Origin of the sequence: Variovorax sp. GrIS 2.14, from assembly GCF_046115955.1 — a bacterium.
Lineage (GTDB): Bacteria > Pseudomonadota > Gammaproteobacteria > Burkholderiales > Burkholderiaceae_C > Variovorax.
Genome location: NZ_JBJXIA010000010.1, coordinates 162,607 through 179,204, shown reverse-complemented (window position 1 = coordinate 179,204; position 16,598 = coordinate 162,607). Strand labels below are relative to the sequence as shown.

The window sequence follows — 16,598 nt, the reverse complement described above, 5'->3', positions numbered from 1 at the left end:
AGGTCGTATCGCTGAAATGCTAACGCCCCTGCCAGACCGCCGCACGTTTCTCCGCAAATGCCGCAGCGCCTTGCCAGTCGGAGACGCGCTGGCCGCTGTTCGCAAGACGCGCCAGCAATGGCGATACCGTCCAGTAGCCGAACGGGTTGCCTCGCACCTGGGCGTAATACGCCAGCCGCTCGGCAATGGCCGTGAGCCCGATCCGGTCGGCCATCCACATCGGGCCGCCCTGGTGGTCCGGAAAACCGTAGCCGGCGGTCCACACGATGTCGATGTCGCCCGGTCGATACGCGATGCCCTCTTCCAGAATCTTTGCGCCCTCGTTGATGAGCGGGTACAGCAGGCGCTCGACGATCTCCTGCCGGCCGATGTCGGCGCGCTGCGCGATGCCATGCGCTTCTGCCTGCTCTTTGGCGATGCGCGCGGTCTCCGGGTCGGTCACGGGTTTGCGGCCGTCGTAGCGGTAGTAGCCCAAGCCCGTCTTCTGGCCGAAGCGGCCGAGCTCGAACATCTTGCGCACCACCGCGCGGTAGCTGTCGTCGGGCGGCAGGCCACCGGCCTTGCCGTACTCGATGACCGTCTTGGCGCCGACGTCGATGCCGGCCATGTCGAGCATGCGGCACGGGCCCATCGCCATGCCGAGCGCTTCGACCGCACTGTCGATCTCCGCCGGGGTGGCGCCTTCCATCATCAGGAACTCGGCCTCGCGCATGTAGACCTCGGCCATGCGGTTGCCGATGAAGCCGTAGCACACGCCCGACACCGCTGCCACCTTGCCGATCTTGCGGGCGACTTGCATGACGGTCGCGAGCACGTCGGGCGCGGTCTTGGCGCCGCGCACGACTTCGAGCAGGCGCATCACGTTGGCCGGGCTGAAGAAGTGCATGCCGACCACGTCGGCCGGGCGACCCGTGGCTTCGGCCAGCACGTCGACATCGAGTGTGGAGGTGTTGGTCGCGATGATGGCGCCGGGCTTGCAGACCTTGCCCAGGCGCGCGCACACCTGCTTCTTCAGGTCCATGTTCTCGAACACCGCTTCGATGACGAGGTCGCAGTCGGCCAGCGCCGCGTCGTCGAACGAGCCGCTCAACAGTGCCATGCGCTGTTCGACCTGCACGGCGGTGAGCCGGCCCTTGGCGGCACTGGCTTCGTAGTTGGCGCGGACCAGCCCGAGCCCACGATCCAGCGCGGCCTGCGACGTTTCGACCAGCACCGTCGGGATGCCGGCGTTGGCGAAGTTCATCGCAATGCCGCCGCCCATGGTGCCGGCGCCGAGGATACCGACCGACGCGATGGGCCGCAGTGCCACATCCTTGGCCAGCCCCGGAATCTTGGCAGCCTGACGCTCTGCGAAAAACAGATGGCGCATCGCCTGCGATTCGGGCGAGACGCGCAGTTCTTCGAAGAGCCGCGCCTCGACCGCCTCGCCCTCGGCGAAGGGCAGCGTCGATGCCTGCACCGCGAGCACGATGTTGCGGGCCGAGGGATAGAAGGCCTTGCGGCTGACGGCGTCGGCCAGTGCCTTGTCGAAGAAGTCGGCGGGCAGGTCGGCGGTGGATGCGACTTCCGCACTGAGCCGACGCGGCGCGGCGTCCCGGGCGACCAGCGCTTGCGCGTACGCGAGCCCGACGTCCAGCGGCTTGCCTTCATGCACCTCGTCGACGATGCCGGCCTTCAGCGCCGTGGCCGTGTCGATGCTGCGGCCGCTGGAGATGAGGTCGAGGGCCAGTTCGATGCCGGCGGCGCGCGGCAGGCGCTGCGTGCCGAGCGAGCCGGGGAGGATGCCGAGCTTGACTTCGGGCAGGCCCAGCTTGGTGCTGGGCACCGCGACGCGGTAGTGGCACGCCAGCGCGAGTTCCAGGCCGCCGCCGAGCACGGTGCCGTGCAGGGCAGCCGCCACCGGACGGTCGAGCGCCTCGATGCGGCCGAGCGTGCCGTTGTAGACCGCCGCCGAGAAGTTCGGGTCGTCGAACGACGTGATGTCGCCGCCTGCGACGAAGGTGCGGCCTTCGCAGTGGACCAGCAGCGCGGCATAGGAGCGGTCGGCCTCGAACGCGTCGACGGCAGCGGCCAGGCCGGCGACCACTTCGGACGACAGCGCGTTGACGGGCGGGTTGGCGATGCGCAGCACGGCGATGTCGCCGTGGCGGACCAGGGACACCAGCGTGCCGGAAGCGGCCATCGAGTTCACGTTTTCAATCATTGGAAATCACCTAGAGCGCGCCGGAAAAGCGCTTGAAGAGGGTAGCAAACGCGATTTCGCGGTGCTTGCGTCCATGTTCAAGGACTCCCGGTCGCAGTTGCGACGTTGTGCACGCGAAGCGTGGCCTTCAGCACCTTGCCGGTCGAGTTGCGCGGCAACGCGTCGACGATGCGCAACTCTTTCGGCAGCTTGTAGCGCGCGAGCTTGCCTTCGGCAAAGGCGTGCAGCCCTTCCAGCGTGATCGACTTGCCAGGGCGCGGTGCCACCACCGCCACCACGCGCTCACCCCAGCGCGCGTCGGGGGCACCGATGACGGCGACCTCGGCGATGTCCGGGTGGTCGTACAGCACGCTCTCGACTTCGGCCGGATAGATGTTCTCGCCGCCGCTGATGACCATGTCCTTGATGCGATCGCAGACGTAGAGAAAGCCTTCGGCGTCGCGGTAGCCGATGTCGCCACTGCGAAACCAGCCATCGGGCGTGAAGCTCGCCTGGGTGGCCTCGGGCCGGTTCCAGTAGCCGGGCATGACGTTGGCGCCGCGCACGCAGATCTCGCCGGTGGCGCCGGGGGCAGTCACCGGCTCACCCGACGCATCGATCAGCTTGATCTCGGTCATGAGCGGCGGCGTGCCGCTGGAGCCGAGCTTGTCTGAAGATCTGTCGGGATGCAGGAAGGTGATCATCGATGCGGTCTCGGTCATGCCATAACCTTGGTGCACCGGGATGTTGCGAGCGCCGTACAAACGCAACAACGGCTCGGGCATCGGCGCACCACCGACCGCGATCAATCGCAGCGACGAGAGGTCCGCCGCCTCGAAAGCCGCGTGCTGGCTGATGAAGAGCAGCATCGCCGGCACCGCGAAGCTCACCGTGATGCGGTGCGCCGCAACCGCATGCAGCACCGCCTCTGCATCGAAGGCGCGTTGCAGCACCAGGTGGCCTCCCGCCAAAAGCGTCGCCATGCTGCCGCACAGCAAACCGCCGACGTGGAACATGGGCGCGAAGTTGAGCGTGACGTCGGTCGACACCATGTCCCACAAAAACATCTCGTTGAGGTTGTTGGCCCAGAAGTTCCCGTGCGTCAGCATCGCGCCCTTGGGGTGGCCGGTGGTGCCGGAGGTGTACATGATCACGGCGACGTCGTCGGCCCGCACCGGAACGGCGACGGGCAACGACCGCTCGGCACGAGCCTCCGCCATCAGCGCATCGGCAGACTCCCACCCCGGTACACCTCCACCGCGATGGATGAAGCGATGACAAGCGAGGTCGCTGCGCACCGCGTCGATCACCGCGATGTGCTCTTCACCGACGACCAGCGTGTGGACGCCGGCGTCGCCGATGATGAAAGCGAGTTCTTGTCCGCTGAGCCTGAAGTTGAGCGGTACGCAGATCGCGCCGATGCGCGCGGTCGCGAACAGCACGACGACGAACATCGGATCGTTGAGGCCGAGGTAGCCGGCTCGTGCGCCGGGCGTCACGCCACCGGCCGCCAGAACCGCCGACATGCGCTCGATGCGCTCGATCAGCTCGCCGTAATTCCAAGTAATGCCGTTGCAGGTCAGCGCGGGCTTGTGCGGTGCGCGCGCGGCACGGCGGGTAAGCCATTCGGCCAGGCCGACCGAGTGAGCGCTGCCGGCGGTGACCGCAGCGGCGGTCTTTGCGGAGGTCGCGGCGGTCAGCGGCCGGTCCATACCGGCTTTCTCTTTTCGGTGAACGACGCCAGGCCTTCTTTCGCGTCTTCGGTCATGGCGAGCAGGGCAATCTGACTTTCGGTGAACGCGATGCCTTCGTCGAACGACATCGACGACAACGCGCGCATCGCGTACTTGCCGCGGCGCAACGCGGTCGGCGATTTGCTGACGAGCCGGTCGATCAACCACTGCGTCTTGGCATCGAGGTCGGCCGTGGGCACGACATGGTTGAGCAGCCCTGCTTCCTTCGCCTCGGCGGCACTGAAGGGCTCGCCGGCAAGACACCACTCGCGCACCGTGCGGCGCGGCACGATGGCTTGCAGCAGGCTCAGCACCTGCATCGGGAACAGGCCGATCTTGACTTCGGGCAAGCCGAACTGAACATGGTCGGCGGCAATCGCCATGTCGGTCATGCACAGCAGGCCGATGCCGCCGGCCATGCAAACGCCGTTGATGCGCGCGATGCTGGGCAGGGTCGAGTTCTGCACTTCGCGCAGCATGTCGGCGTAGTCGATGTTCGGCTGCGACAGGTCGAACGAGAAGCCGGCGCCGGGCTGCAAATCGCCGCCGGCACAAAACGCCTTCTCGCCCGCAGCGGTCAGCACGACGACGCGCACGTCCTTGTCGGCTTGCGCCTGCCGCCAGCCGTCGCGGATGCCCGCAACCACGTCCTTGTTGATGGCGTTGCGCTTGTCGGGTCGGTTGATCGTGACCCACATCGCGTGGCCGCGCTTTTCGGTCAGTACGGCCGGTTCGGCGGGCTGGATTCCAAGTGTCGTATCGGTCATCGCTTGTCTGTCTCCTTCGATCTCGTTCGTCGCTTGGCGGCTTGGCGGCTCGGCGGCCTCGCATCTTCAGGCCGGCGTGGCTGCAGGTTCTTTCACCGCTGCTTCGATCTCCACCACCACGCGGCTCGCCGCCACCTGGTCGCCGGTCTTCACATGCAATGCGATCACCTTGCCGGCCACGGGTGCGGCATGGATGTGCTCCATCTTCATGGCCTCGAGCGTGACCATCGGCTGACCGGCCTCGACCATGTCACCCACCGCCGTCATCACCGCGACCACCCGGCCGTTCATCGATGCACGCAACTTGCCGTCGCCCGCCGCATCGCCCTGCTTGGCGGAGGCTGCGCGCGTCTTGTCTTCGATGCGGACGGGCACGCCGCGGTAGTGCAGCAGCAAGAGCGTGCCGTCGCGATGGAAGGCCGCGCTTTCGAACAGACCATCGCAGAGGAAGTGCGCTTCGTTCTCCGCGACCTCTTCCAGTTCGATGACGAAGGTCTGCGCGCCGATGGTCACGTCGAAGTGCCGCTGGCCAATGAGCACGACGCCCGCGGTCGACAGCTGGCCGCCAATCTCGAAGCGCAGCGAGATCGGCAGGCTGTGCGTCATGCGCCGGCCCGGGGCGCGGGTACGCCGGTCGCCGGCCATCTCGTACAACAACACGGCGGCGATGGCGGCCGCGCGCCCTTGCAGTTCGACATCCGGCGCCCGCAGCGCGTCCTGGTTCTGCGCGATGAAGGCGGTGGTGGCGCCGCCGACCGCGAACACCTCGTGGCCGAGGCACCGATGCAAAAAAGCCTGGTTGGTCGTCACGCCCAAGGCGACCGCGTCTTCGAGCCCGGCCATCAGCTTGCGGCGCGCGGCCTCGCGGTTGTCGCCGTGGCTGATGAGCTTGGCGATCATCGAGTCGTAGTAAGGCGGGATTTCGGCGCCCGAGCGCATGGCATGCTCGACGCGCAACTGCGTCGGCATGTGCCACAGCGCCATGGTGCCGCTCTGCGGCATGAAGCCTTTGTCTGCGTCTTCGGCGCACAGGCGCACTTCGATCGCGTGGCCGGTGAAGGTGACTTGCTCCTGCGTGATGGGCAATGGCTCCCCCGCTGCCACGCGCAATTGCATTGCCACCAGATCGAGTCCGGTGATGGCTTCGGTCACCGGATGCTCGACCTGCAGCCGCGTGTTCATTTCCATGAAATAGAAGTTGCCCTCGCTGTCGAGCAAAAATTCGAGGGTGCCCGCGCCCTCGTAGCGGATCGCCTTGACCGCGGCCACGGCTGTGGCGCCCATGCGGGCCCGCAAGTCGGCATTCACCGCCGGCGACGGTGCCTCCTCGATCAGCTTTTGATGGCGGCGCTGCACCGAACAATCGCGCTCACCCAGATGGATCGCATTGCCGTAGCGGTCGGCGAACACCTGAATCTCGATGTGGCGCGGTTCGACGACGGCGCGCTCCAAAATCACCTCCGGATCGCCGAATGCACTCTGCGCTTCGGACCGTGCGCTGCGCAGCAGCTCGCCGAATTCCTTGGCCGATGGCACGAGTCGCATGCCGCGACCGCCACCGCCGGCGGTCGCCTTGATCATCACCGGGAAGCCGATGCGCGCGGCCTCTTTGGCAAGTCGCTCTTCGCTCTGGTCTTCGCCCTGATAGCCCGGAATGCACGGCACGCCCGCCGCCATCATCAAGGTCTTGGCGCCGGCTTTGTTGCCCATCGACACGATGGCCTCGGCCGAAGGCCCGATGAAGACCAACCCCGCGTCCTTGCACGCCTGCGCGAAGTGGTCGTTCTCGGCGAGGAAGCCATAGCCGGGATGCACCGCATCGGCGCCACTCAATCGCGCCGCCTCGACGATGGCCGGGATGCGCAGATAGGACAGGGCCGGCAACGGCTCGCCGATGCACACTGCCTGGTCGGCCTCGCGCACGTGGCGCGCATCGGCATCGGCCGTCGAGTAAACCGCCACCGTGCGGTAGCCGAGCGCGCGGGCGCTGCGGATGATGCGCAGCGCGATCTCGCCGCGATTGGCGACCAGCACTTTTCGGAACGGTGTCAACGACAGTACGGAGGACGATGAGGAGGACGTTGCGGTCGTGAAATTCGTTGCGGTCATGGGCGTTCTTCTGACGATTTATGCGGCGTTCGGGAGCGGAAAAGTGCCCATGAATTTGGCGAGGATCTGAAGCATCACTTCGTCAGCACCACCGCCAATGGAGGTCAGCCGGCCGTCGCGGAAGATGCGCGAAATCGGGCTCTCGTCCATGTAGCCCATGCCGCCCCAGAACTGCAGGCAACCATCGGCTACTTCGCGAATGACGCGGCCCGCTTTGAGCTTGGCCATGGTGGCGGTGCGCGTGGCATCGGTACCGGCCACCACCTCCTCGACGCCTTGCCAGGAAAGGGCCTTCAGGCACGCGACCTCGGTCTGCAACTCGGCGAGTTTGTAGTGCACCCACTGGTTGTCGAGGATGGAGCGGCCGAAGGCCTGTCGGTCGCGCGTGTAGGCGATGGTGGTGTCGATGGCGCGCTGCGCCATGCCGGCGCTGTTGAGTGCGCCCCACAGCCGTTCGATCTGGAACTGCTCCATCTGGTAGATGAACCCCATGCCCTCTTCGCCGATGCGATAGCGCTGCGGCACGCGCACATCGTCGAAGTGAATCTGCGCCGTGTCGGAAGAGTGCATGCCCATCTTCTCGAGCTTGCACGCAACCTGCACGCCTTTCGTTTTCATCGGCACCACGATGAGCGACTTGTTGCGATGCGACGAACCTTCAGAGGTGTTGGCCAGCACGCAGCAGAAGTCGGCTTGCGTGCCATTGGTCGTCCACATCTTGCCGCCATTGATGACGTAGTCGCCATCGACCTTGCGGGCTGTGGTCTTGACCGAGGCCACGTCGGAACCGCTGCCGACCTCCGACACGCCAAGGCAGGCCACGTAGTCGCCGCTGATGGACGGCGCGAGGAATTCGTCGCGTAGCTCCTTGCTGCCGCGGTGCGCGAGGGCCGGCGTCGCCATGTCGGTCTGCACGCCGATGGCCATCGGGATGCCGCCGCAGTTCATGTGCGCGAGCGTCTCGGCCATGACCGCGCCATACGAATAGTCGAGCCCCGAGCCGCCGTTTTCGACGGGCTTGGTCAGGCCCAGAAAACCCAGTTCGCCGAGCCGCTTGAAGACCTGGTGCGCCGGGAAGATCTCCGCTTTTTCCCAGTCGTCGACGTAAGGATTGACCTCCTTGTCGATGAAGCGCTTGAGCGTGTCGCGCAGGGTGTCGTGTTCAGGGGTGAGTTGCATGGAAGGCTCCGTTGTGTTCTCAGGGACGTGCCACCGAGAACTGCATCTTCTGCGGTTCACGTGCCTCGGCGTCGCGGCAGATCGACAGCACTTTTGCCAAGACTTCGCGCGTATCGCGCGGGTCGATCACGCCATCGTCGAGCAGCCGTGCGCTGGTAGTGAACACGCTCATCTGGCTGTCGAAGTGCTCGACGATGCGTTTTTCCATCGCATCGAGCTTGGCCTGGTCGACCTCGCCTTTGCGCTTCATCGCGGCCTCGGTCACGATGACCATCGTCTTCGCCGCCTGCTCACCGCCCATCACCGCGGTCTTGGCGTTGGGCCACGAGAAACAGAAGCGTGGATGAAAGCCGCGGCCGCACATGCCGTAGTTTCCGGCACCGAAAGAGGCGCCGCAATAGAGGGTGATCTGCGGCACCGTTGCGTTGGTCACGGCCTGGATCATCTTGGAGCCGTGCTTGATGATGCCGGCCTCCTCGTAGTCCTTGCCGACCATGAAGCCGGTCGTGTTGTTCAGGTACAGGAGCGGCGTCTTCGACTGGCAGCAGGCCTGGATGAAGTGCGTGGCCTTGGTGGCGCCAGCCGGGTCGATCGGCCCGTTGTTGGTGACCACGCCGACCGGCATGCCTTCGATCTTGATGTGGCCGACGACCGTGGCGCCGCCGTAGTTTTCACCGAACTCCAGGAACTCCGAATCGTCGGCGATGTGCGCGATGACCTGCTTCATGTCGACCGGTCGCTTATGGTCCATCGGCATGATGCCGAGCAGGGATTCGGCGTCGTAGCGCGGTGGCTTGAAGGCTCGCGCCGGGGCGGCGGCGGCGTCGCGATTCCAGTCGATGTTGGCGAGGATCTCGCGTGCGATGCGGATGGCGTCGCGGTCGTCTTCGGCCAGGTAGTCGCCGAGGCCGGAGATGGAGGTGTGCATCAGCGCACCGCCGAGTTCTTCTTCGGTCGCGACCTCGCCGGTGGCGGCCTTCAACAACGGCGGCCCGGCCAGGAAGGCCCGCGAACGGCCACGCACCATCACGATGTAATCCGACAGGCCGGTCTGGTAGGCGCCACCGGCCGTCGAAGAGCCGTGCGTGACCGTCACCACCGGCAGGCCGGCCGCCGAGATGCGGGCGATGTTGCGGAACAGGTTGCCGCCGGTGATGAACTCCTCAACCTTGTAGGTCATGAGGTTGGCACCGGCGCTCTCCACCAGTTGCACGTAGGGCAGCTTGTTCTCCAGTGCCAGCTCCTGCAGGCGCAGCTGCTTGGGAATGCCCATCGGCTGCAAGGCCCCGGCATCGATGCCGGAGTCGGATGCGTTGATCATCACGCGCACGCCCGAGACCCAGCCGATGCCACCGATCACACCACCACCCGGCACGCTCTTTTCGAGGTCTTCGTTGTCGAGTCCGAGACCCGCGAGCGAGCCGATTTCAAGGAACGACGTGCCGGGGTCGAGCAGCAGCGACAGCCGCTCGCGCGGCAGCAACTGGCCGCGTTTTGCAAAGCGCTCGCGTGATTTTTCCGAGGTGGCGATGCTGCGCCGCTCGTAGCCGCGCACGCGCTCCAGCAGTGCCAGCATGCCGCTGCGGTTGGCCTCGAAGGCTTCGCTGCCGGGAGAAACGGTGGTCTCGATGATTGCCATGTGTAGTGCCTGGCCGGTGTACGGCAGGATGCTGATGCGGCAGCTTAGGCAATGGCGGGGGGCGGGTCTTGCGCGAACTGGCTGCGTAGGGGTGTCTTTCGACAAAGCACGAGCCTCCAGACCGCGTGCTCCCTGGGTCAGCGCGGCAGCGACTGCGGTTGGTTCTGCCGGTGGCTCAGGGCCGGTTACGCGGGGAGACCCGCCTTGACCGGCTCACTTGGGCGTCGCGCCACGAGATCGATCTCGACGCGCGCGCCCTTGGCCAGACCCGTCACGCCGATACAGGTTCGGGCAGGTCGCCGCCCACTCGCGAAGTGGTCGGCGTAGACGGCGTTCATGGCTGCGTAGTCGGCATCGAAGTGGGTGAGGTAGATGCGCACCGACACCGCGTGCTCCAGGCCGAGGCCGCAACCGGCCAGCACGGTCTGCAGGTTCTCCAGCACCTGGCGTGTTTGCGCCTCGATGCCGTCGGGATAGGGTGAATCGAGCGAAGTGCCGACAAAGGGCATCTGCCCCGTGACGAACACCCAGCCATCGGCTTCGACGGCGTGGCTGAAGGGTGCGACCGGGTCGGGTGCACCGGCAATCATGTGGAAGATCGGAGTCATCGCAAAAAAGTGGTGTGAGTTTGACAGACCGCGTGGCAAGCCAGTTGCGTGCCAGTCGGGGGAATGGCATGTGGCACGTGTCTTGCGCGACATGGACAGGCAACCAGGAAACCGCCGCCATGCGCTTGGAAAAATTCACGACCGACTCTTATCCGGTGCACCAGCGGCCTCATGCATGGCGCGAGGCTTTGCAGTTGCACAGCCTCCGGCCTGAAATGGCACCTGCAGCGGCGCCGCTCTACGGCACGCTGACCGCGCGGCGCACGGCGCGCGGTGTCGAAATGGCGCGGATCACCTCTTCACCGCAGACGATTCAACGCTTGGGCGCGGGAGCCGATGCGGTCTGGCTCGCGCTCCACATGGGCGGCGATGCCGCGCTGCATCATGGTCAGCAGACCATCGAACTGGCACCGGGTGACATCGTCTTCGGGCCGGCGCATGCGCAGGCCGACCTGGACTTTCGGTCCAACTTCCGTCAGTTCATGGTGTCGATGCCCGGCGCCAGCCTTAAAACTCGGCTGCCCGGTGACCATGCTTTCGCGCTCGGGCACCTTCGCGGCAGCGCGGGCCTGGGCCGCATGTTCGCGGGCACGCTGACCGCGCTGGCCGACGCCTTCGACACGCTGGATGACGACGACATCGCGCCCGTCGAGTCCGCTCTTTCCGAATTCATCGCGACCAGCATGGCGGCACGGCGCGACCTTGCCTTGCCGGCCTCGTCCGCCATCAGCAGCACGCGCGCTGCCACGGTGCGCCGGCTGTGCCAGTACGTCGATGCGAACCTGAGCGATCCATCACTCACGGTGGCCGGTGTGGCGGCCCACGAGCACCTGTCCGAGCGGCTGGTGCAAAAGCTGTTCGAAGGCCTCGGCCAGACCTTCACCGCCTACCTGCGCCAGAGCCGCCTCGAACGCTGCCGCGCCGACCTCGCCAATCGCCAGTACGGACACCTGTCGATCTCGGACATCTGCTTTCGCTGGGGCTTCAACGATCCGGCGCATTTCAGCCATTCGTTCCGCGACCGCTACGGCATGTCGCCACGACAGTACCGACAGCAGGCCAACGAGGTGAGCCAGCAGTCGCTGCGCAAGCGCATCAAGCGCGGCTGGCCATCTGGCTACTTCGAGACGCCGGCGGCGGACCCGGTTGCATCCAGTGCGGGCATCGACACGGTTGCTGCGAGACGCGCGGTCGACTCATCCTGCGTCGACGGGACGTCCACCAATGCCATCAGCACGGTCATCAGTACCGGCATCGGCGCCGGTCGCCACCATCACCTTCCGGCCAACGCACAGACCATCCACTGGGGCTACTTCAGCCGCTCGATCCCGCCGGTGCTGCGCATCGAGTCCGGCGACATCGTCACCATCGAGACGCTGACCCAGCACGCCTACGACGACCACGAACGCATGATCAAGGGCGATTCAGGGGCCGAAAGCGTCTTCCACTGGACCACCGAGCACAAGGCCGTGGATCGGCGCGGCGCGGGCCCGACGGACGCGTCGATCTACGGTCGCGGCAGCGGCGAGGGCTTCGGCGTGCACATCTGCACCGGCCCGATTTTCGTGAAGGAAGCGCAGCCGGGCGACGTGCTGGAAGTGCGAATCCTCGATCTCGCGCCGCGCCTCGCAGCCAATGCCAAATACGAAGGCAGGGCCTTCGGCAGCAACGCCGCCGCCTGGTGGGGCTTTCACTACGACGACCTGATCGAAGAGCCCAAGCAGCGCGAGGTTGTGACGATCTACGAAGTCGATTGCAGCCAGGATCAGCCTTGCGCTCATGCGGTCTACAACTTTCGCTGGACGCCGCAGCGCGACCCGAACGGCGTGGTGCACCCGACCATCGACTACCCCGGCATCCCGATCGACCGGGCCTCGATCGTCGAGAACCACGGCGTGCTGCAGGGCGTCACGATCCCCGTGCGTCCGCATTTCGGCGTGCTCGCGGTGGCGCCCGCCGAGACCGGCCTGGTCGACTCGATCCCGCCCTCGTGCTTCGGCGGCAACCTGGATAACTGGCGCATCGCCAAGGGGGCCACGTTGTACCTGCGGGTGGGAGTCGACGGTGCCTTGCTATCGGTGGGTGACCCGCACGCCTCGCAGGGCGACAGCGAGTTGTGCGGCACGGCCATCGAATGCTCGTTGACGGGCGTCTTCCAGATCGTGCTGCACAAGGCCGCGAACCTGCGCGACGAGCCCTTTGCCGACATCGACTACCCGCTGGTCGAGACAGCCGACGAGTGGGTGATCCACGGCTTCAGCCACCCGGATTATTTGAAGGAATTCGGCGACAAGGCGCGCAGTGCGATCTACGAAAAGTCGTCTCTCGATCCGGCCATGCGCGACGCCTTCCGCAAGACCCGGCGCTTCCTGATGACCGCCATGGGGCTGACCGAGGACGAGGCGATCTCGCTGATGTCGGTGGCGGTCGACTTCGGGGTCACGCAGGTGGTCGACGGCAACTGGGGCGTGCACGCGGTGATCCGCAAATCGATGTTCGCGGGCCGCGTGCGGGCGCAGGCCACGCCCTCGGTCAGCAGTCCGCTCAGCAGTCCTTGAAGATGCTTTTCTGAATCGAGCCGTGGATGCCCCAGTTGGCGTCCACGACCTGCGTGACGCCGAAGTTCGCCGCGACCGACAACAGGGCAATCGCCTCGTCCTCGCTGAGGCGGTGCACCGTCATCAGGAAGCGGCGCAACTTGCGAAAGGCGTCGCGCATGGCCGGGTCCAGCGACGAGTGGCCGGCCACCAGCGTCTGTGCGTCGGGGCCGAGGGCCTCCAGGTAGTTCGGGTAGGTGAAGCCGTAGACCGACCACTGCTCGTCGGTCTCCAGCAGCGGATGGTCCAGGCCTTCGAGGATCGTCCCGCCCAACTCGTTGCGCTTGTGCAGGATGAACTCGAAATCGCCGGTCAGCGAGGTCTCGATGGCAGTGCCGCCGAGTTCGCTGTCGCCCTGCGCTGCATGCGGGTCGCCGACCGAGAAGAAGGCGCCGGGAACCGCCACCGGGTAGTACATGGTCGCGCCCTTGCCGATGCGCCAGTCGTCGATGTTGCCGCCGGTGTAGCTCGGCGGGATCGAGCTGACGAAGTCGGACTCCGACGGCGCCAGGCCCATCGTGCCGAAGTGCAGGCGGGCGGGCACCTTGACGTTGCGCAGGATGTTCTCGCGCTTGCGCACCAGCGTGTGGTCGACGCGCACGCCGGGGTAGTCGATGTTCGTGTGCACCACGCCGTCGGGATCGGTTTGCGGCGTCCACACGTAGTTGTAGACCGCGCGGGCGAACGGTTCGCCCGAGGTGTCCAGCTCGAAGATGGTGACCACCTCGCGGGGCTTGGGCTCCTCGATCAGGTCGCGGTAATGGAAGCCCCAGGACGCGGCCGCGTTCGAGCCGAAACAGCGGCCGGCGTAGCAATGGTTGCAGCTGGGCCGCGGGCGCACGTCGAGGATGCGCACCTCCAGCACGTCGCCGGGCTCGGCGCCTTCGATGACCACCGGCCCCGTCAGCAGATGCACGCCCAGCCCTTCGCCCTCGCCGAGCTTGAACGGCCCCGTGACCGGGCCGGCACCGCGCCGGGACATTGCCTTGTGCTCGCGCGTCCAGGCGAACACCGATTCAGCGCCGGGGTCGCCCGCGACCATGCGCTCGTAGTCGTCGTTGGCATGGTGGGTCAGCGTCTCGATGGTGACCCTGTCCCCCGACTTCACGACGAGCGAGGGCGCGACGGCCTTGCTGAAATAGCCCCAGTGGACGGTCTGGGGGGAGACGCTCAGGGTGTGGTGCTTCATGTGGGGTCGTTGGCAGGCGAAGGGGTGGACGGCAGCACGTCGGCGGCCATCACGCGAAGGAAACGGGCGAGCGCCGGGGCGCGCGGGTTCTGCAGAACGTCCAGCGCCGGGCCGCTTTCGACGACGCGGCCCCCGGCGAGGAAGACCACGCGGTCGGCCACCTCGGCGGCAAAGCGCAGTTGATGGGTCGAAATGATCATCGTCAGCCCTTCCTCGACGGCCAGGCGGCGGATCACGTCCAGCACCTCGTTGACGAGTTCGGGGTCGAGCGCCGAGGTCGGTTCGTCCAGCAGCAGCACGCTCGGGCCCGGTGCCAGTGCCCGCGCGATGGCGACGCGCTGTTGCTGCCCGCCGGACAGATGGCGCGGCAGCGCTTCGACACGGTGCGCCAGGCCGACCCGATTCAGCAGTTCCAGTGCACGTCGGTCAGCGGCCTCGGCCGTCCAGCCGTGCACCCAGCGCAGCGGGCCGGCCACGTTTTCACGGGCCGTCAGGTGTGCGAACAGGTTGAACTGCTGAAACAGCATGCCCACGCCCAGGCGAGCACGTTCGCGGGCCAGGTCGCTGGGGGTCATGAGTTGGCCGTCGGGCCGGTAGCCGAGGCGGTGCCCGTCGACGTGGATCTGGCCCGCGTCCCAGCTTTCGAGGTGGTTGATGCAGCGCAGCAGCGTGCTCTTGCCAGAGCCGCTCGGGCCCAGCAGCGCGACCACTTCGCCGGCCTGCACGTCGAGGCTCAGGTCGTTCAGCACATCCTGCGGGCCGTACGCCTTGGACACGCCGTTGATGCGCAACGCGACCGGCGCATCGGCCAGCCGTGCGGCGCGGGCGGCACGATCGGTGGTCGACACCACCAGCGTGGGGGGCATCTCGCTCTCGGGCTCAGCCAACGACGCCGCACCGGTGTCCTCCAGGGTCGACTGGCTTGCTATCGGTAGTGCCACGCGGCGCCGTGGCAGCCAGCGCGCCAGTCCCGTCGACCTCGCCGGGCGGTCAAGATTGAAGCGCGATTCGAGCGCCAACTGCACCAGGCTGATCGCTCCGGTCAACCCGAGGTACAGCAGGCCGGACGCAAAAAAGATCGAGAAGAAATCGAAGGTCGAAGACGCCAGCTGCGTGCTGCGGAGCGTCAACTCGGGCACCGCGATGATCGAGGCGAGCGAGGAGTTCTTCAGCGTACTGACCGCCTCGTTGCCCATCGCGGGGATCATCGAGCGCAAGGCCTGCGGCGCGATGATGCGGCGCATCAGCACGCGCGGCGTCATCCCCAGTGCCTGGCCGGCAAGCACCTGGCCGCGGTCCACACCGAGCACGCCGGAGCGGAACATCTCGGCGATGAAGGTGGCCTCGTTGAACGCCAGCGCCACCCCGGCGGCCAGCAGCCCCGGCAGCTTGATGCCGACATGCGGCAGCGCGTCGTAGACGAACACGAACTGCAGGATGAGCGGCGTGCCGCGAAAGATCACCGCGTAGCCGCGAGCGAACGCGGCCAGCGGCTTGAAGCGGCTGAGTTGCATCGCCGCCAGGAGCAGTCCCACCACCACCCCACCCGCCAGCCCGATGCCGGTGGCCCCGAGTGTGAAAACGATGCCCTGGATCAGGTAGGGCAAGGTGAGGTAGTGGAGGAACAACTCCATGTCACTTCGCCACGAGCAGACGCGGAGCCTCGAGGTTTTCGACGGGCATGCCGTGCTTCTTCAGCAACTCAGTGTGGATGCCGGCCTTCTGCAAGGTCACCAGCGCCGCCATCACCGCATCACGGAAGTCCGTCTTGCCCTTGGGCACTGCAATGCCGACCGAGTAGGGAATCGACACCGCAAGCGCCTTTTCCAACTTGTCCGGATAGGCCTTGACGGCGCTGTCGACCGTGTTGACATCGTTGACGTAAGTGTCGGCACGGCCGGCCAGGATGGCCTGGATGCAGTTCTGGTTGTTGTCGTAGAGCTGGATTTCCGGCTCGGCCTTGCCCGCCGCCTTGCACGCGGGGGCCAGTGCCTGGATCAGCGGCACTTCGACGTAGCCGGTGTTCTCGGCGGCGATCGCACCGCACATCGAGGCGTTGATGCCGGTGATCTTCTTCGGGTTGCCCTTGGCCACCAGCACGCCGTCGAAGACCTTCGAGTAGGTGATGAAGTCGGCCGCCTTGGCGCGTTCTTCAGTGGCGTAGATGTCGGAGATGACGATGTCGGCCTGGCCGGATTGCAGCGTGGTCAGCAGCGCCGCAAACGTCACCGCCTTGTAAGTCACCTTGAAGCCCAGGCAGGCGCCGAGGGTCTCGCCCAGGTCGATGTCGAAGCCGATGTACTTGTCCGGATTGTTCGGGTCGATGGTCTCGTAGCCGGGGGTGTGCGGATTGATCGCGTTGACCAGTGTCTTGCCCTTGAACTGCGGGTACTTGGCTTGCAGCGCGCTGCATTCGGCCGGGACCTTGGCGACCTCGGCATGAACCGAGGTGGCAGCCATCGCGAGGGCCGACAGGCTCAGGGCCGCGACTGCCACGCCGCGCAGACGGGCCAGCGCGTTAAGGCGCCGGACAGAGCGTCCGGACGGGAGAGAAAGGTTTTGCATAGTCCGAGACTCCTGGAAAAACGACGCAAG

The 16,598-nt window shown here is 66.3% G+C and carries 11 protein-coding genes; 1 reads left to right on the top strand and 10 read right to left on the bottom strand.

All coding sequences use genetic code 11. The annotated features are described in order from the left end of the window. Positions 1 to 19: 19 nt before the first annotated feature. From RCH10_RS17310 to RCH10_RS17280, 7 genes are all read right to left on the bottom strand, one after another. Positions 20 to 2,203 (bottom strand): 3-hydroxyacyl-CoA dehydrogenase NAD-binding domain-containing protein, encoded by a 2,184-nt coding sequence (locus RCH10_RS17310; protein ID WP_409053341.1) that lies wholly within the window; start codon positions 2,201 to 2,203, stop codon positions 20 to 22. Between the two features lie 77 nt (positions 2,204 to 2,280). Then, positions 2,281 to 3,894 (bottom strand): acyl-CoA synthetase, encoded by a 1,614-nt coding sequence (locus RCH10_RS17305; protein WP_409053340.1) that lies wholly within the window; start codon positions 3,892 to 3,894, stop codon positions 2,281 to 2,283. Beyond that, a complete protein-coding gene (locus tag RCH10_RS17300) occupies positions 3,879 to 4,682 on the bottom strand; it encodes an enoyl-CoA hydratase/isomerase family protein (RefSeq protein WP_409053339.1) in 804 nt (267 codons plus the stop codon). Before RCH10_RS17300 ends, RCH10_RS17305 begins: the two co-directional genes overlap by 16 nt. A 66-nt stretch (positions 4,683 to 4,748) precedes the next feature. After that, positions 4,749 to 6,791, bottom strand: a complete 2,043-nt coding sequence (locus RCH10_RS17295) for an acetyl-CoA carboxylase biotin carboxylase subunit (RefSeq protein ID WP_409053338.1) — start codon at positions 6,789 to 6,791, stop codon at positions 4,749 to 4,751. A gap of 18 nt (positions 6,792 to 6,809) precedes the next feature. Further along, on the bottom strand, positions 6,810 to 7,970 hold the full coding sequence (locus RCH10_RS17290) for an acyl-CoA dehydrogenase family protein (protein ID WP_409053337.1): 1,161 nt from the start codon (positions 7,968 to 7,970) through the stop codon (positions 6,810 to 6,812). A gap of 19 nt (positions 7,971 to 7,989) precedes the next feature. Next, the gene (locus tag RCH10_RS17285; protein WP_409053336.1) at positions 7,990 to 9,609 is read right to left on the bottom strand and encodes an acyl-CoA carboxylase subunit beta; all 1,620 of its coding nucleotides are present in this window, start codon (positions 9,607 to 9,609) and stop codon (positions 7,990 to 7,992) included. Between the two features lie 185 nt (positions 9,610 to 9,794). Continuing rightward, a complete protein-coding gene (locus tag RCH10_RS17280; protein ID WP_409053335.1) occupies positions 9,795 to 10,217 on the bottom strand; it encodes a RidA family protein in 423 nt (140 codons plus the stop codon). A gap of 119 nt (positions 10,218 to 10,336) precedes the next feature. On the opposite strand from RCH10_RS17280, the gene RCH10_RS17275 reads away from it, so the two are divergent. Further along, positions 10,337 to 12,775: an acetamidase/formamidase family protein gene (locus RCH10_RS17275; protein WP_409053334.1), complete on the top strand. Its 2,439-nt coding sequence runs from the start codon at positions 10,337 to 10,339 to the stop codon at positions 12,773 to 12,775. On the opposite strand, the gene RCH10_RS17270 is transcribed toward RCH10_RS17275, so the two are convergent. From RCH10_RS17270 to RCH10_RS17260, 3 genes are read right to left on the bottom strand one after another with little or no spacing between them, the layout of a single operon-like run. Beyond that, on the bottom strand, positions 12,762 to 14,003 hold the full coding sequence (locus RCH10_RS17270) for an acetamidase/formamidase family protein (protein ID WP_409053333.1): 1,242 nt from the start codon (positions 14,001 to 14,003) through the stop codon (positions 12,762 to 12,764). The genes RCH10_RS17275 and RCH10_RS17270 overlap by 14 nt on opposite strands. Further along, entirely contained in the window at positions 14,000 to 15,637 is a 1,638-nt protein-coding gene (locus tag RCH10_RS17265) for an amino acid ABC transporter permease/ATP-binding protein (protein WP_409053332.1), read from the bottom strand. The genes RCH10_RS17270 and RCH10_RS17265 overlap by 4 nt, the downstream gene beginning before the upstream one ends. A gap of 1 nt (position 15,638) precedes the next feature. Then, entirely contained in the window at positions 15,639 to 16,568 is a 930-nt protein-coding gene (locus RCH10_RS17260) for an ABC transporter substrate-binding protein (protein WP_409053331.1), read from the bottom strand. Positions 16,569 to 16,598 lie beyond the last annotated feature (30 nt).

Excerpts from the sequence above, each read along its gene's own strand:
- RCH10_RS17310 (WP_409053341.1), bottom strand. The coding sequence starts at position 2,203 with ATGATTGAAAACGTGAACTCGATGGCCGCTTCCGGCACGCTGGTGTCC.
- RCH10_RS17305 (WP_409053340.1), bottom strand. The coding sequence starts at position 3,894 with ATGGACCGGCCGCTGACCGCCGCGACCTCCGCAAAGACCGCCGCTGCG.
- RCH10_RS17300 (WP_409053339.1), bottom strand. The coding sequence starts at position 4,682 with ATGACCGATACGACACTTGGAATCCAGCCCGCCGAACCGGCCGTACTG.
- RCH10_RS17295 (WP_409053338.1), bottom strand. The coding sequence starts at position 6,791 with ATGACCGCAACGAATTTCACGACCGCAACGTCCTCCTCATCGTCCTCC.
- RCH10_RS17290 (WP_409053337.1), bottom strand. The coding sequence starts at position 7,970 with ATGCAACTCACCCCTGAACACGACACCCTGCGCGACACGCTCAAGCGC.
- RCH10_RS17285 (WP_409053336.1), bottom strand. The coding sequence starts at position 9,609 with ATGGCAATCATCGAGACCACCGTTTCTCCCGGCAGCGAAGCCTTCGAG.
- RCH10_RS17280 (WP_409053335.1), bottom strand. The coding sequence starts at position 10,217 with ATGACTCCGATCTTCCACATGATTGCCGGTGCACCCGACCCGGTCGCA.
- RCH10_RS17275 (WP_409053334.1), top strand. The coding sequence starts at position 10,337 with ATGCGCTTGGAAAAATTCACGACCGACTCTTATCCGGTGCACCAGCGG.
- RCH10_RS17270 (WP_409053333.1), bottom strand. The coding sequence starts at position 14,003 with ATGAAGCACCACACCCTGAGCGTCTCCCCCCAGACCGTCCACTGGGGC.
- RCH10_RS17265 (WP_409053332.1), bottom strand. The coding sequence starts at position 15,637 with ATGGAGTTGTTCCTCCACTACCTCACCTTGCCCTACCTGATCCAGGGC.
- RCH10_RS17260 (WP_409053331.1), bottom strand. The coding sequence starts at position 16,568 with ATGCAAAACCTTTCTCTCCCGTCCGGACGCTCTGTCCGGCGCCTTAAC.